At 68.1% G+C, this 14,428-nt stretch carries 13 protein-coding genes and 1 other RNA gene; 3 read left to right on the top strand and 11 right to left on the bottom strand.

The window, feature by feature from the left end; all coding sequences use genetic code 11:
- Window positions 1–231: 231 nt before the first annotated feature.
- Window positions 232–2,181, bottom strand: a complete 1,950-nt coding sequence (locus SPHPHY_RS0108345) for a sialate O-acetylesterase (protein ID WP_196802148.1) — start codon at window positions 2,179–2,181, stop codon at window positions 232–234.
- 55 nt (window positions 2,182–2,236) lie between these two features.
- Window positions 2,237–3,007, bottom strand: coding sequence for a class II aldolase/adducin family protein (locus SPHPHY_RS0108340; protein ID WP_022686227.1), 771 nt, complete (start codon window positions 3,005–3,007; stop codon window positions 2,237–2,239).
- Between the two features lie 157 nt (window positions 3,008–3,164).
- Between SPHPHY_RS0108340 and paoA the strand changes: the two genes are divergently transcribed.
- Genes paoA through paoC form a run of 3 tightly spaced genes read left to right on the top strand, consistent with a single transcriptional unit; the run spans window position 3,165 to window position 6,945 of the window.
- On the top strand, window positions 3,165–3,803 hold the full coding sequence (gene paoA, locus SPHPHY_RS0108335; protein ID WP_022686226.1) for an aldehyde dehydrogenase iron-sulfur subunit PaoA: 639 nt from the start codon (window positions 3,165–3,167) through the stop codon (window positions 3,801–3,803).
- On the top strand, window positions 3,800–4,753 hold the full coding sequence (locus SPHPHY_RS0108330; RefSeq protein WP_022686225.1) for an FAD binding domain-containing protein: 954 nt from the start codon (window positions 3,800–3,802) through the stop codon (window positions 4,751–4,753). Before paoA ends, SPHPHY_RS0108330 begins: the two co-directional genes overlap by 4 nt.
- Window positions 4,750–6,945 (top strand): aldehyde oxidoreductase molybdenum-binding subunit PaoC, encoded by a 2,196-nt coding sequence (paoC, locus tag SPHPHY_RS0108325; RefSeq protein ID WP_022686224.1) that lies wholly within the window; start codon window positions 4,750–4,752, stop codon window positions 6,943–6,945. The genes SPHPHY_RS0108330 and paoC overlap by 4 nt, the downstream gene beginning before the upstream one ends.
- Before the next feature lie 315 nt (window positions 6,946–7,260).
- Here the strand turns inward: paoC and SPHPHY_RS0108315 are convergent, their stop codons facing one another.
- From SPHPHY_RS0108315 to SPHPHY_RS0108280, 9 genes are all read right to left on the bottom strand, one after another.
- Entirely contained in the window at window positions 7,261–7,554 is a 294-nt protein-coding gene (locus SPHPHY_RS0108315; protein WP_022686222.1) for a hypothetical protein, read from the bottom strand.
- Entirely contained in the window at window positions 7,551–8,099 is a 549-nt protein-coding gene (locus SPHPHY_RS0108310; RefSeq protein ID WP_022686221.1) for a J domain-containing protein, read from the bottom strand. Before SPHPHY_RS0108310 ends, SPHPHY_RS0108315 begins: the two co-directional genes overlap by 4 nt.
- Window positions 8,100–8,162: 63 nt before the next feature.
- An RNA gene (gene rnpB, locus SPHPHY_RS21075) (RNase P RNA component class A) lies at window positions 8,163–8,557 on the bottom strand.
- Window positions 8,558–8,567: 10 nt separating this feature from the next.
- Window positions 8,568–9,257, bottom strand: a complete 690-nt coding sequence (locus tag SPHPHY_RS0108305) for an N-acetylmuramoyl-L-alanine amidase (protein WP_022686220.1) — start codon at window positions 9,255–9,257, stop codon at window positions 8,568–8,570.
- 93 nt (window positions 9,258–9,350) lie between these two features.
- Window positions 9,351–10,181, bottom strand: coding sequence for a CheR family methyltransferase (locus SPHPHY_RS0108300; protein ID WP_022686219.1), 831 nt, complete (start codon window positions 10,179–10,181; stop codon window positions 9,351–9,353).
- Window positions 10,178–11,239: a chemotaxis protein CheB gene (locus SPHPHY_RS0108295; protein WP_022686218.1), complete on the bottom strand. Its 1,062-nt coding sequence runs from the start codon at window positions 11,237–11,239 to the stop codon at window positions 10,178–10,180. Before SPHPHY_RS0108295 ends, SPHPHY_RS0108300 begins: the two co-directional genes overlap by 4 nt.
- Window positions 11,240–11,266: 27 nt before the next feature.
- Window positions 11,267–11,632 (bottom strand): response regulator, encoded by a 366-nt coding sequence (locus tag SPHPHY_RS0108290; RefSeq protein ID WP_022686217.1) that lies wholly within the window; start codon window positions 11,630–11,632, stop codon window positions 11,267–11,269.
- Window positions 11,633–11,702: 70 nt separating this feature from the next.
- Complete coding sequence (locus SPHPHY_RS0108285) at window positions 11,703–12,137, bottom strand: chemotaxis protein CheW (RefSeq protein WP_022686216.1); 435 nt, start codon at window positions 12,135–12,137, stop codon at window positions 11,703–11,705.
- Window positions 12,134–14,428 carry a chemotaxis protein CheA gene (locus SPHPHY_RS0108280; RefSeq protein WP_022686215.1) on the bottom strand — a complete coding sequence of 765 codons (2,295 nt, stop codon included), beginning with the start codon at window positions 14,426–14,428 and terminating at the stop codon, window positions 12,134–12,136. The genes SPHPHY_RS0108285 and SPHPHY_RS0108280 overlap by 4 nt, the downstream gene beginning before the upstream one ends.

Below are 14,428 nucleotides of genomic sequence, written 5' to 3'. Positions count from 1 at the left end.
CGGGTGCTGTGGAAGGCCCGTCCGAACCGTCGGGCGCCCGGACCCTAGTAATGCCTTCGTGATCGCGAAGGTAGCGAAGTAACCCAGGGCGTCCCGGTAGGGCGCTGGATTGCTTCGCTGCACTCGCAATGACGGATGCAGCGTATCGGCCTCCGGTCCACACCAGTGCGGACGCTGGTGCGGCGGCCGGCGCGGCTCGCGAAGGCGCACCGCATCGGCGTGATTCCGACCCTATTCCACCGGGCGTTCGAATGGCGCGGCCGGCAGGTCTGCGCCGTCGAACAGGTTGGTGAACGGCGCGTCCGCCCATGCATAGCGCACCCGCGTCACGCCCGCGCGGTTCGCGCCCGGCAGCACCACACTATCCCCGCGCGCCTCCGCGGGCACGTAGCGGCATTCCTCGCGGGCACACGCCTCGAACCCGATCGCCTGCCCGGCGCTGTAGCTATGCAGCCCACCGGTGACGTTACGATAGCGCACGACCAGGTCCGCGCCGCTTCGCGTGACGCCCGCCACCTCCGGTCCGCTGCGGAGCCCGGGCTGGCCATAGGCGATCACGCGCGCCAGCCGCGCCAGCCGCTCGCCGACGACGGTCTTTTGCGTGGGATGAATGTCGAACCGATCGCCGACGTCGAGCGTCACCGCCAGCCCGGCGTGCCTGTCCTGTGCCACCGCCTGCGCCTGCGCCTCGCGCAGCGCCGCCCAGTCCGAAGCTCCCGGCGTGGTCGACGGCTTGCCGTAGGAGGTCAGCTGGACGACGAAGAACGGCAGCGTGGGCGCCGCGAACGTCCGCCGCCAGTCCGCCATCAACAGCGACATCAGCTCGCGATAGGTCGACGCCTCGCCGGCATTCGACTCGCCCTGATACCATGCCGCCAGCTTCAGCCCGTAGCCGGCCAGCGGCGCGATCATGCCATTGTGGAGTGTCGCCAGGCTGTTCGGCACGTCCCACGGCGCGGGCGGGATCTTCGCGTCGGTCAGCGCGCGTCCCTTAAAATAGCGCCACGGCCCCGCGAACGGGACCAACGTCCCGTCGGCCAATTCGACACCGCGCGGTGCCGCGCCGGTCAGCCCGCCGCCATTCGCCCCCCCCAACACGCGGATCGCCACCGTATTGCGCCCCTCGTGAAGCGCACCCGCAGGTAGCTCGTAATGTCGCCACGCCCAATTGACGCTGCCGCCACCGACGAAGCGCCCGTTGACCCACGTGTCCTCATATTGATCGATCGGCCCGAGTTGCAGCGTTCGGGCATTGGCGACCTGCGCCGCGGTAAGCTCGATCGTTCCGCGCAGCCACAGCGCGCCCTCGAAAGCGGCGAGTGCGGGCACGCCGGCCTGCTTCCAGGGTCCAGTCGCAATCGTCGGCCATGCCGCATCGTCGACCTCGGCATTACGATAGCCGGCTTGCGCAGCGGCGTCCGGGTCGTGCGCGGTCCACCAGGCGTCGCGCCGCGCGCCGTCCTGCGCCACCGCCCGGTCACGGTCGCGCCCGTAAGCGGCGACAGCCGCCACGCCGCCGCGCAATCGCGGGATGTTCGCCAGCGCCGTCGGGCTGATCCAGCTCTCGATCCGCGTGCCGCCCCATTCGGAGTTGATGAAGCCGATCGGCACCTTCTCGGTCTGCCGCAGCGCACGCGCCATATAGTAGCAGACCGCCGAAGCATCGCCGGCCGTGTCCGGGGCCACGCGCTGCCACCTGGCGGGCGCCTCCAGATCGTCGAGCGGGACCGCCCGCGTGGTATCCGGGATCGTGGCGTAGCGCAGATCGGGGTCGGCCGGCGTCTGCAACGCGCCCCACGCGTTGGTCGACGCCTTGACCATGAACTCCATGTTCGACTGCCCGCCGCACAAAAAGACATCCCCGACCATGATGTCGGAAAGCGACTGCCCTGCCCCGCCCGCGTCGACCGACAGCGTATAGGGACCGCCCGCCGCCATCGCCGGCAAGGTCGTCCGCCATTTGCCGCGGGCGTCGGCCGACGCCGATATACGGTGCTCGCCAAGCCGGATGCTCACCTTCGTACCACGCGGCGCTTGCCCCCACACCGTGATCGGACGATCACGTTGCAGGACCGCATGTTCGGCAAAGATATTGGCGAAGCGTGGCGCGGGCGCCTGCGCAAAGACGGGCGCAGCCAGCGCCACCAGTGAAACCGCCACGACTGCGCGCCACATCGCCATCATCCCCTACATTCTTGTTAGCGCTCCCTTATCGCAGCTGCCGCGGCTGCGCCACTCAGTCGCGATAGCCAGGATCGATGCGATCGAGCTTGCGCAGCAAGGCCGGCCACGCCAGCCCGCGCGCCAGCATGCCGACGCCGGCGGGCGGGGTTTGACGCGCCACCTTGCCCTCCACGCCATGCGGTGGCGTGTTCAGCCCGTCGCGCCCCGCCACCAGCATCAGCACCTGCGCCTCACACGCCCGTTCGAGGAAATAGAGCCGCAGAAAGCACGATGCGACCGAGTCGCCGACCGTCAGCGTGCCGTGATTGCGCAGGATCATCGCATGTCGGTCGCCGAGATCGGTTACCAGCCGATCGCGCTCCTCCAGGTCGGTCGCGATCCCCTCATAGTCGTGATAGGCGATGTCATGGCCGGAGATCATCGCGGTCTGCGTGTGCGGCAGCAGCCCGCACGCCATCGCCGACACCGCCTGCCCGTACGGGGTGTGGAGGTGCATCACCGCGTGCGCATCGTCCCGCGCCATGTGGATCGCGGAATGGATCGTGAAGCCGGCCGGGTTGACCGGATGGCTGCTCGGGCCGACCGGCTGACCTTCGACATCGATCTTTACCAGCGAGGAGGCGGTTATCTCCTCGAACATCATGTCATACGGGTTGATGAGGAAATGATGCTCGGGCCCCGGCACACGCGCCGAGAGGTGCGTGAAGATCAGATCGTCCCAGCCGTATAGCGCCACCAGCCGATATGCCGCGGCCAGATCGACGCGCGCTTCCCACTCGCCCGGCGCCATCGCCGTCGGCTCCATCGTCGCAATCGATGCCATGCCCGTCCTCTCCGCTATCTGACACGGATGTTAATACAGGCAGTGGCCCTCCGCCAGCGGGTGGGGTATCGTTGTCTTACAGCCGGATATAACATGGATCGAGCGCGTTTCATCGACGGACGCGGTCGCCTTGCCGCCTCTCCACAGCAGGATCGACATGACCGACAGCACCGGAATTTCCCTCACGCGCCGGGGGGCGCTCGTCAGCGGCGCGGCCGCGGCTTCCTCTGCGGCGCTCCCCGTCGATGCGCTGCCGCTGCCCGCCGAGGCGCCCGCCGCGACGATGCCCGTCGCCTTCACCGTCAACGGGAAGAAGCGCACGCTGGACCTCGACCCGCGCGTGACACTGCTGGATGCCTTGCGCGAGCATCTGCACCTGACCGGCAGCAAGAAGGGGTGCGACCATGGCCAATGCGGCGCGTGCACGGTGATGGTGGAGGGCAAGCGGATCAATTCCTGCCTGACGCTGGCGGTGATGCACGACGGCGACGACATCACCACCATCGAGGGCCTGGGTAAGCCGGGCGACCTGCATCCGATGCAGGCCGCGTTCGTGAAGCACGACGGCTATCAGTGCGGTTACTGCACACCCGGGCAGATCATGGCGGCAGTCGCGATGTTGCAGGAGATCAAGGACGGGGTGCCGAGCTACGTCTCGTCCGATCTCACCGCCGGATCGCGCCTCGACGCGCAGGAGGTGCGCGAGCGGATGAGCGGCAACATCTGCCGCTGTGCCGCATATTCGAACATCGTCGCGGCCATCGCCGACGTCGCCGGCGCGGAGAATGTTGCATGAAGCCTTTCACCTACGAGCGCGCGACCAGCCCCGCCGCTGCGGCAGCAGCGGTCGCGGCGAAACCCGGCGCGAAGTTCGTGGCAGGCGGCACCAACCTGCTCGACCTGATGAAGCTGCAGGTCGAGACGCCGACGCACCTCGTCGACGTCAACCGCCTTGGCCTCGATACGATCGCGGCGACGCCGGAGGGCGGTCTGCGTGTGGGCGCACTGGTCCGCAACACGGCGCTGGCCGCCGATCCGCGCGTGCGAAGTGACTACGGCGTGCTCAGCCGCGCGCTGCTGTCGGGCGCATCGGGGCAATTGCGCAACAAGGCGACCACCGCCGGCAACCTGCTCCAGCGGACGCGCTGCCCGTATTTCTACGACACCAACCAGGCGTGCAACAAGCGCAAGCCGGGCTCCGGCTGTGCGGCCCTGGGCGGCTACAGCCGTGCACTGGCGGTGATCGGGACGAGCAAGGATTGCATCGCAACCCATCCCAGCGACATGGCAGTGGCGATGCGCGCCCTCGATGCGACGGTGGAGACGGTCGACGCCGGAGGACGGGTGCGCGCGATCGCCATCGCCGACTTCCATCGCCTGCCCGGCAACACGCCGTGGATCGAGACCGTGCTGAATCCGGGCGAGATGATCACCGCCGTCACCCTGCCAGCGCCGGTGCGCGGCACGCACATCTACCGCAAGGTGCGCGACCGCGCCTCCTACGCCTTCGCCACGATATCGGTCGCCGCGATCCTGCCGGAGAGCGGTACGCCGCGCTTCGCGTTCGGCGGCCTTGCGCACAAGCCGTGGCGGGTCGCGGCCGCGGAGACGCGTATGGACGGTGGCGCGAAGGCGATCGCCGCCGCCGCGCTGGCCGGCTCCACCCCCACCTCGCAGAACGCCTATAAACTGCCGCTGGTCGAGCGTACGCTCGCCGCGGTGCTCGCCGAAGGACGCGCGGCATGAAGTTCGATATTCCCGCCGGCAAGAACCCGATCGACCAGTTGAAGGTCATCGGCAAGCCGACAGACCGCATCGACGGTCCGCTGAAGGTCAGCGGCACCGCCCCCTACGCGTTCGAGCGCAACGACGTCGCACCCAATCATGCCTATGGCGTGATCGTGGGCGCAGCCGTGGCGAAGGGCCGGATTACCCGCATCGACAGCAGCGACGCGTTGCGCGCGCCGGGCGTGCTGGCGGTGGTGACGTATGAGAATGCCGGCAAGCTCGGCAAGGCGAAGGCGCATACCGCCACGATGCTCGCCGGTCCGACGGTCGAGCATTACGATCAGGCGGTCGCCGTGGTGGTCGCCGAAACCTTCGAGCAGGCACGCGATGGCGCGAAGCGCGTGCGCGTCGACTATGCCCGCGCCGGCGGCAAGTACGAGCTGGCGGCCGCCAAGGACGGTGCGCCGATCGCCAAGGGCGACAAGATGAAGACTGCACGCGGCGACTTCGCGGGCGCGTTCGCCGGCGCGCCCGTCAAGCTCGACGCGACCTACACCACCCCCGACCAGAGCCACATGATGATGGAGCCGCACGCGACCATTGCGGCGTGGAACGGCGATCAGCTGACCTTGTGGACCAGCAATCAGATGATCGCATGGGGCGTGCGCGACATGAGCGAGACGTTGCTGGTTCCCAAGGACAAGATACGGCTCATCTCCCCTTACGTCGGCGGCGGCTTCGGCGGCAAATTGTGGGTGCGCTCCGACGCAGTGATGGCCGCGCTGGCCGCGAAGGCAGCGGGGCGGCCGGTAAAGGTCGCGCTGGCGCGTCCGCAGCTGATGAACAACACCACCCACCGGCCGGCGACGATCCAGCGGATCCGCATCGGTGCCGAGAAATCGGGCAAGATCACCGCGATCGCGCACCAGACATGGTCGGGTGACCTGCCCGGGGGCGGACCAGAGACTGCGGCCAACCAGACCCAATTGCTTTACGCGGGCGCGAACCGCCTGACCGAAACGCATCTGGCGGTGCTAGACCTGCCAGAGGCGAATGCGATGCGCGCGCCCGGCGAGGCGCCGGGCATGATGGCACTGGAAGTCGCGATGGACGAGATGGCGGAGAAGCTGGGCATGGACCCGGTGCGCTTCCGCGTCGTCAACGACACGATGGTCGACCCCGAGCAGCCGGAACGTAAATTCTCCGATCGCAATCTCGTGCGTTGCCTGGAGCAAGGCGCCAACGCGTTCGGATGGGAACGCCGCAGCGCGAAGCCCGGTCAGGTCCGTGACGGCGACTGGCTGGTCGGCATGGGCATGGCGGCGGCGTTCCGCAACAACATGAACATGAAGTCGGCGGCGCGCGTCGGCGTCGATCGCGAGGGGGTGGTGACGGTCGCTACCGACATGACCGACATCGGCACCGGCAGCTACACGATCATCGCGCAGACCGCCGCGGAGATGCTGGGCGTGCCGCTCGACAAGGTCGTCGTGCTGCTGGGTGACAGCAGTTTCCCGGTGTCCTCGGGATCGGGTGGACAATGGGGCGGCAACAGCTCGACGGCGGGCGTCTATGCCGCGTGCGTCGACCTCCGCCGCCGGATCGCGCAGAAGCTTGGCTTCAACTCGGACGACGTGACCTTCGCCGACGGCAAGGTGACCAGCGGCAACCGCTCCGTCGAGCTCGCCAAGGCGGCGGGCGACGACGGGATCAGCGGAGAGGATGCGATGGAATATGGCACGCTGGAGAAGGACTATGCGCAGGCGACCTTCGGCGCGCATTTCGTCGAAGCGGCGGTGAACGCCTATACCGGCGAGATCCGCGTGCGCCGAATGTCGGGCGTTTATGACGCCGGCCGCATCCTCAACCCCAAGTCGGCGCGCAGCCAGGTGATCGGCGGCATGACGATGGGGATCGGCGCCGCGTTGATGGAAGATGCCGTAGTCGATCCGCGTTTCGGCTATTTCGTAAACCACGACCTCGCGGAATATCACGTCCCGGTCCACCTCGACGTGCCGCATCAGGAGGTCGTCTTCCTCGACACGCTCGACGACAAGACGTCGCCGATGAAGGCAAAGGGTGTCGGCGAACTCGGGCTGTGCGGCGCGGCGGCAGCGGTCGCGAACGCGGTCTACAACGCGTGCGGCGTGCGAATCCGTGACTATCCGCTGACGCTCGACAAGGTGCTGAAGGACTTGCCGATGGCGTGATCGCCGTCGTCCGGCGATCGAAGTTGATCATTGCGAGCGCAGCGAAGACATCGGCGTCGCCTGAGTCCGGCGCGGGATTGGTTCGCTATGCTCGCGATGATGAAGATGGATGACGGCGTGGCAGGCGTGAAGATTCGTTCGGTGTCGGTGAAGGTCGTCCCGACACCCACCGATCTTCAGCGCCGAACCTGGTTCTGCGGCACACGATTTACGGAAGAGGGTATAAGCGCGATCGGCTCGAGGCGGGCGACGTGTGCTCACATCGTGAGACCGTGATTTCGCCATCCCGACCGGAGGCGATTCGTTCTCGAAAAGCTACCGCAACTCGTCGGCCAGCGCTTCGACGTCCGCCCCGAGCGGCACGATCCGCCACCGCCCCGGCGTGCGGCTGTCGACAATCGTCACCGCGCCCTTGGGGCAGATGCCGAGGCAACGTGTCTCGACCACGCCAATCGCGGCCTTGCGGCCCTTGCCGAATGCCGGTTCGCCACGCAGCGCCTTGGCGAGCGAGGCCTTGCCTTTCGCGCCGAACCCGCCCTCCAGCTTCTTCGAGCATTTGCCGCAGACCAGCACCGCGCCGGTCCATCCGGCGCGGACGTGATCCTTCACGCGCCCATCTCCGGCTTCCACGTCCGCGCATCCTCTGCGACGCGCAGCACGTCATAGGCCGCCTGGATCGCCTGGAAGCGCGACGCCGCTTCCTTGTCGCCCGGACGCACGTCGGGATGGTTCGACTTCGCGAGCCGCCGCCACGCCAGCCGCACGTCGTCGAAGGTCGCGTCAACCTCCAGTTCAAGCACCTCCAGCGCGCGCATCTCGTCGCGTGAGCGCGTGCCGTCGCCCGGCCCTGCCCATGCCTGGTGCTTCGATTGCGAGAAGCCGCCGGCATCGCGTCGCTCGTCCGCCTCGCGCTGTGCAGCTTCCTCGGCCGACAGTCCCTCGAAGTAGTTCCAGCCCCGATTGTATTCCGCGGCATGCGCCTGGCAGAAATACCAGCGCTCAGGGCTGTTCGGGGACTTGGGCGCCGGGCACGTCCCCGGTTCCGTGCACCCGTGACGGTCGCACAGCTTCACGGTCGTGGCCTCACGGTTGGCGCCATAGCCACGCCAGCGGGGAAAGCCCCAGTCGTTCGATCGGGTCGGAGTTCGTACCATTCGCCCGCCACATAAGGTTGCGGGCTGCCCGCGCCAACCGCCGGCCACCCGATCGTACCGCAATTTGCCAGAGGGCCTGTAAGCCGGGTTCTGTCCACCCCCTTGCGGGAGATAGGCGACCATTCCTCTTGGCGCGCCGTTGCCGACGCGCTCCAGCAACCAACCCGGGCAGCGGGTGGGAACACACCCCGACGACGCAAGCGCCGCCATGCCGCCCCTATTCGGTCTTGCTCCCGGTGGGGTTTACCGTGCCACGACCGTTACCGGCCGCGCGGTGCGCTCTTACCGCACCCTTTCACCATGACCGGGCCGAGGCCCAGGCCGTCTGCTCTCTGTTGCACTGTCCCTGACTTCCGCCGCGAGGCAGAAGCCGGCGGGCGTTACCCGCCACCGTTGTTCCGTGGAGCCCGGACTTTCCTCGGCACGCAGATGCGTGACGCGGCCGCCCGGCCCTCTGGCGCGCCCTCCCTACTCATCCCCTTGCGGTTTGGGAAGCAGCAGTGCGAGCAGGATCATCCGGCACTCGGCATCCATCTCGCCATCGATCAACTCGGGGCGGAAGCGACGCTGGAAGGCCATGATCGCGGCCATGCGGTTTCCGACGTCATAGCCGAACCGCTCCAGCGCGAGGCAGAACGCCGCCTCGCCCCACATCGGATCGACCAGGTTCTTCGTGGGTCGCGGCAGCGCCAGCCGGAGCCGCGCCAGACGGTGCCACGGGAACAGCTCGCCGGGATCGCGCTTGCGTTGCGGCGCGATGTCGGAATGGCCGACGACGTTCCCGCGCGTGATCTCGTACGCGTCCTTCACATGCGCCACCAGCCGCACCACCGCATCGACCTGCGGCTCCGGGAACGGGCGATACCCATGGTCATGCCCGGGGTTCACGATCTCGATCCCGATCGATGCCGAGTTGATGTCGGTGACGCCGCGCCAGTGCGAGGCCCCGGCATGCCAGGCGCGCTTGTCGTCGGGCACCAGCCGCGTGACGGCGCCATCCTCGTCGACGAAGTAATGACACGACACCTCGGCGGCCGGATCGCGGAGCCGGTCGAGCGCGTGCTGCGCGGTTTGCATGCCGGTGTAATGCAGCACGATCATCGAGATCGGCAATGCGCGCTCGTTGAAGTTGGGCGATGGCGCCTCATGGCATCTCATCGCAACACCCCACCGGTTTCACGCCACCCGATCGCCTCGATTTTCACCATCGACCTCGCCACCGTTGCCCCTGTGGCATCGTCCGTCGCGAAATCAGCGGCCGGTGTAAACCTTCTTCCCGTCGGCATCGCCGGGTACGCGCTCGTACAGGCCGCGAACGCGCGGGCTGGGCCGCAATCGTTCGGACTGCCCGATCACCGTTTCGCCGGCGCCGAGCAGCAGCAGCCCGTCCGGACGCAGCGCGCCCGCCAACCGCGCCAGTACCTGCTCGCGCAATTGCGGCGCGAGGTAGAACAGCACGTTGCGGCACAGGATCAGGTCGAACTCGCCCGCCGGGGGCGCATCGACGACCAGGTTGTGACGCCGATACTGGATCGCTCGCAGCAGTTCCGGGGAGGCGCGCCAATTGTTGTCCGTGGTGGGCTCGAACCACTTCACCATGCGGCGAACAGGCAATCCGCGCTGGATCTCGAATTGCGTGTAGCTGCCATCGCGCGCGCGCGCAGTCGCCGCGGCCGAGACGTCGGTGGCGACGATTTCCGGCATCGCGCCGCCCGCTTCCGCGCACAGCATCGCGACTGACAGCGGCTCCTGCCCGGTCGCGCACGCCGCGCTCCAGATGCGCAGCGGGGTAGGCGTGCCAGCCACCGCAGCGACCGCGCCTTCGATCACCCCGGCATCGCGGAAGAACGAGGTCTCCTGGTTCAGCAACGCGTCGATGATTCGATCGGCGAGCGACTTGTCCTTGCCCTCGATCAGGCGGGCGGCGAGTTGCTCGACCCGATCGAGCGACAATGCCTGGAGCAACGGGCCGAGCGCCGCCTCGAACCGCCAGCTTCGTCCTGCCGCGATCCGTTGCCCGGTGCGCGCCTCCAGCAGCGCGGCAAAGACTCGTGCGGAACCCGAATCGATATCGCCGATCATGCGCGTACGCCGACGCGCTGGGCCGCGATCATCGCGCCGATCTCGTGCGGGGCGAGCACCGCGTCGGCGAGCCCGGCACCGGCCACCGCCCCCGGCATTCCCCACACGACCGACGATTCGCGATCCTGCACCACGATGGTTCCGCCGGCGGCGCGTACGGCACGCGCTCCCTCCAGCCCGTCGCGCCCCATACCGGTCAAGACAATCGCAAGCAGGCGCGGGCCGTAGACGGTAGCCATGCTGGTGAACATCGGATCGACCGAGGGGCGGTTGCCGGTCGGCGACGGCGCCTGCGACAGCTGCGTACCGATGCTGCCGTCCGGCAGCTTCGCGAGCAGCAGATGGGCGTCGCCCGGCGCGATCAGAACCTCGCCGGCGCAGAGCCGCCCACGTTCCTCACCGACCCGGCACGGGCGTTGCGCAGAGGTGCCCACCTGCGCGGCAAAGAACGGCGAGAAGGAGGGTGGCAAGTGCTGGGTGATCGCGATCGGCTGCGTCATGTGCTTCGGAACCTGCGCGAGCAGCGAGGCGAGCGCGTGGATGCCGCCGGTCGACGCACCGATGGCGATCGCATCGAACGGCGGGGGCGTCATCACCGTGGTGCGACGCGGGGCCGTGCCCGACTCGCCGGATGCGGCAAGCAGGTCTAACCGGGCGAGCAACGTCTCGCCGAAGCGGGTGGCGAATGCGCCGATGCTTGGCTTCACCAACGTATCCGCCGCCCCCAGCGCCAGCGCGCGCATCGTCACTTCGGCCCCGGTCGCGGCGGCACTGGAGACGACCAGCACGCGCGCGCCGCCACCGGCCTTCAGCAATTCGGGGAGTGCGTCGATGCCGTTCTGATGCGGCATGACGAGATCGAGCAGGATAAGGTCGACCCGCTCGACGCGAAGGAACGCCATCGCACGCTGCGCATCGGGCACCGCACCGGCGAGCTGGAAGCGGCCGCTACCGGTGATGAAGCGCGACAGCGCAGCGCGCGCGACCGCCGAGTCGTCGACGATCAGGACGCGTGCGTCCCGCCGCCCTGACGAGCCGAAGCCGATGCGCTGATTCATGACCGTCCCGAAACCCGCGCGAGGCGTTCAGGCGACGCCGACGATCTGGAGCTTGCTGTGCAGCGTCTCCCGGTCGAACGGCTTCATCACATATTCGTCGGCGCCGGCCTCGATAGCGGCCCGGATGTGCGCCATGCCGTTTTCGGTCGTGCAGAACACCACCTTCGGGCGATGCGGAAGCGTTTCGGAACCCAGCGCGCGCAGGAACTCCATGCCGCTCATCACCGGCATGTTCCAGTCGAGCAGGATAACGTCCGGGCACGATTGCCGGCAATGGGTCAGCGCCTCGCGCCCGTCGCACGCTTCCGACACCGCGAAGTCGAGCGCCTCGAGGATGTGACGCGCGACCTTGCGAATCACCTTGGAATCATCGACGATCAGGCAGGTCTTCATGCTATGTCCGATTTTCTGGCGACGAACTATCCTGCGCCAGGCGCAGTAACGATCGAGTTAATGGTGCTTTTCAGCCCAGCGTGCTGGCACGCTCGACCAGGCGGTCGACGTCGACGGCCATCAGCGTTTCGCCGACACCATCCGCGACGCCGGTAACGAAATCCCACTCACTGGCAGCTCCGTTCCCGATCGGTGCAGTGGAGATCGTGAAGGACGATACGTCCTCCAGTGCATCGACGGCGATTGCGTACAGATGCCCGTCAACGATCGTCGCGACCGCGCGGCCGCCCGTGCCGTCGCGAGCCATCGGTGCCAGCCCGAACAGCGCGCGTACGTCGATCACCGTCGCGACGCGGCTGCGCATCGCGGCCAGGCCGACGATCGCTGGCGCCGCCCCCGGCGCGGGCACTGTGCTGGCGACCTCGACGACCGAGTCGACGCGGCCGGCATCGAACAGCAACCCGCATGTCCCGACGCGCGCCAACAGATGCAGGCGATCGGTCATGCGGCATATCCCCTCAGCGCGGCGATCAACGCGGCGCGGTCGTATCGATAAAGCGGCCGGCCGCGCTCGCGACTGAGCCGCAGCGCCGGGACCGCCGGCGTCTCCGGGTCGTCCTCCATCGCCAGCGCCAGCGTGGCGGACGCACCCGGCGGAACCGCGCGAACCACCCGGTATCCCGCCTGTTCGATCGCCGGCTTCAGGAAGGCCTCCATCCAGCCGCTCTCTGCGCCATGCAGCAAGCACAACGGCCGCTCCGCCGCGACCGGCGCGAACGCGAACAGCGCCAGCGGATCGACCAGTTCGATCGGCTCACCATCGATGACCGCCAGCCCGGCGATCACGCCGTCAGGATCGGCGGCCGGCGCGATCTCCGGTGGCAACGGTACGATCTCGATCGGATCGGCAATGGGATAGGCCAGCTCCTGCCCGTCGATCTGCAGGCGCAACACCTTGCGTACCTCTCCGGCGATCGCGCCGGTTCCCGCCCAAACCGGGATCGAGCGGTCGCCGATCGTCAGCCACAGCCCGCCGGCCAACGCACGGATCGCGCCCGGAGCCACACCCTCGATCCTATCGACTGCGTCGGAGACGATCATGCGGCGCGCGCCATCGATATCGTCGAACAGCAGCGCCCGGACCGCCTCCGTCGTCTCGGTCTCGGCAGCGGTTTCCACTGCCCGTTCAAAGGTCAGCGCCGCCCGCGCAGCGATCGCCGCGCAATCGAGCAGCAGGATCGGCGCGCCATCATCGGGCAACATCTGCCCGGCGTAGATGCCCGCGCACATCACCGCGGGGGCGGCGGGCTTCACCACCAGCTCCTGCGTGTCGCGTACGCCGTCCAGTGCGAGCGCGAACCGCCCCTCGCGCAGCGACACGATCGCGAGATACCGCGGCGCGGCTTCGGCGATGTCGCGGCCGAGCAGCGCCGGTAACGCCACCATCGGGAGCCGCTGCCCGCGCAGCAGCACCATCGCGCCACTCGCCAGCCGATCGACGCGCACCGCGCCACCATCGACCGCGACGATCTCGTCCACCGACTGGCGCGGGATCGCGAAGCGCGTGCCCGCCGCGTCGACCAGCACCGCATTCAGGATCGCCAGCGTCAGCGGCACCTCCAGCCCGATCGTCAGTCCCTGCCCCGGACGGCTCGCCAGCGAGATGCGGCCGCCGGCCTGCTCCACATTGGCTTTCACCACGTCCATGCCGACGCCGCGCCCTGACAGCGCGGTGACCTCGTCGCGCGACGACAGGCCAGGCTCGAAGATCAGCCGCAGCCGCCCTTCCTCGTCCAGCCCAGCCAGTTCGGCGGCGCGCTGCGGCTGTTCACGCAATGCCTTGGCGCGCAGTCGGTCGCTATCGATCCCGCGCCCGTCGTCGGCGATCTCGATGATGATGAGGTTTCCGGCCTGCCGCGCGACGATCCGCAATTGCCCGGTCGCTGACTTGCCGACGCGCGTCCGTTCGGCCCGATCCTCGATCCCGTGGTCGACCGCGTTCCGGACCAGATGAACGAGCGGATCGCGCAGCAGCTCTATCATCTCCCGATCGAGCTCGACGTCACCGCCCTCGATCGTCAACGCCACCGACTTGTCGAGTGCCGCTGCGGCATCACGCGCGAGGCGCGGCAACGCCGAGAAGAGCGATTCGACCCGCTGCATCCGCGTCCGCGTCACCGTGTCGCGCAGCTCGTCCACAGAGCTGCTGAGCCGCTCCAGCATCGATTCCAGCCGCGGATCGTCCATCATCCGCAAGTGACGAGCCAGCTGGTTGCGGGCGAGCACCATGTCGGAAACGCCGCTCATCATCCGATCGAGCAGATCGACGGACAACCGCACCGATCGCTTGGGTGTCGCACGTGACGTAGCCGCGGCGGAGGTTGCGTCGATCGCCTGCGCCGCCTCCGGCGCTGTGCCTTCCCGCGCGATCGCACCGTCCAGGGCGGCGATCAGCAATGCCTCGCCATCCTCCGGCAGCGACTCGCCCGCGTCGATCGCCTCGACCAACTCGCTGATGCGATCGATAATCGCCAGGATCGCGTTGACCAATGCGGGATCTGGCGTGCGCTCGCCGGCCCGCACCGCCGCCAGCGCATCCTCCGCGCCGTGACTCAGCCGCGCGAGCCGCGGCAGATCGAGGAAGCCGCAGCTACCCTTGATGGTGTGGACGAAACGGAAAATCGCATCCAGCCGTCCCCGGTCGTCCGGATCGGCTTCCCAACCGACGATCTCGCCCGAGATCGCCTCGAGCGTTTCGCGCGTTTCCGCAATGAATTCCTGCAGCAGATCGTCCAT

The organism is Sphingomonas phyllosphaerae 5.2, from assembly GCF_000419605.1.
Classification (GTDB): Bacteria; Pseudomonadota; Alphaproteobacteria; order Sphingomonadales; family Sphingomonadaceae; genus Sphingomonas; species Sphingomonas phyllosphaerae_B.
Note: the sequence above shows the minus strand (reverse complement) of the source record. Positions and strands in the feature narration are given on the sequence as shown.

What these genes read in the sequence shown, in the direction of transcription:
- SPHPHY_RS0108295 (WP_022686218.1), bottom strand. Translation starts at nt 11,239, where the DNA reads ATGAATCAGCGCATCGGCTTCGGCTCGTCAGGGCGGCGGGACGCACGC.
- SPHPHY_RS0108300 (WP_022686219.1), bottom strand. Translation starts at nt 10,181, where the DNA reads ATGATCGGCGATATCGATTCGGGTTCCGCACGAGTCTTTGCCGCGCTG.
- SPHPHY_RS0108340 (WP_022686227.1), bottom strand. Translation starts at nt 3,007, where the DNA reads ATGGCATCGATTGCGACGATGGAGCCGACGGCGATGGCGCCGGGCGAG.
- SPHPHY_RS0108330 (WP_022686225.1), top strand. Translation starts at nt 3,800, where the DNA reads ATGAAGCCTTTCACCTACGAGCGCGCGACCAGCCCCGCCGCTGCGGCA.
- SPHPHY_RS0108310 (WP_022686221.1), bottom strand. Translation starts at nt 8,099, where the DNA reads ATGGTACGAACTCCGACCCGATCGAACGACTGGGGCTTTCCCCGCTGG.
- paoC (WP_022686224.1), top strand. Translation starts at nt 4,750, where the DNA reads ATGAAGTTCGATATTCCCGCCGGCAAGAACCCGATCGACCAGTTGAAG.
- SPHPHY_RS0108285 (WP_022686216.1), bottom strand. Translation starts at nt 12,137, where the DNA reads ATGACCGATCGCCTGCATCTGTTGGCGCGCGTCGGGACATGCGGGTTG.
- SPHPHY_RS0108280 (WP_022686215.1), bottom strand. Translation starts at nt 14,428, where the DNA reads ATGGACGATCTGCTGCAGGAATTCATTGCGGAAACGCGCGAAACGCTC.
- SPHPHY_RS0108305 (WP_022686220.1), bottom strand. Translation starts at nt 9,257, where the DNA reads ATGAGATGCCATGAGGCGCCATCGCCCAACTTCAACGAGCGCGCATTG.
- SPHPHY_RS0108345 (WP_196802148.1), bottom strand. Translation starts at nt 2,181, where the DNA reads ATGGCGATGTGGCGCGCAGTCGTGGCGGTTTCACTGGTGGCGCTGGCT.
- SPHPHY_RS0108290 (WP_022686217.1), bottom strand. Translation starts at nt 11,632, where the DNA reads ATGAAGACCTGCCTGATCGTCGATGATTCCAAGGTGATTCGCAAGGTC.
- paoA (WP_022686226.1), top strand. Translation starts at nt 3,165, where the DNA reads ATGACCGACAGCACCGGAATTTCCCTCACGCGCCGGGGGGCGCTCGTC.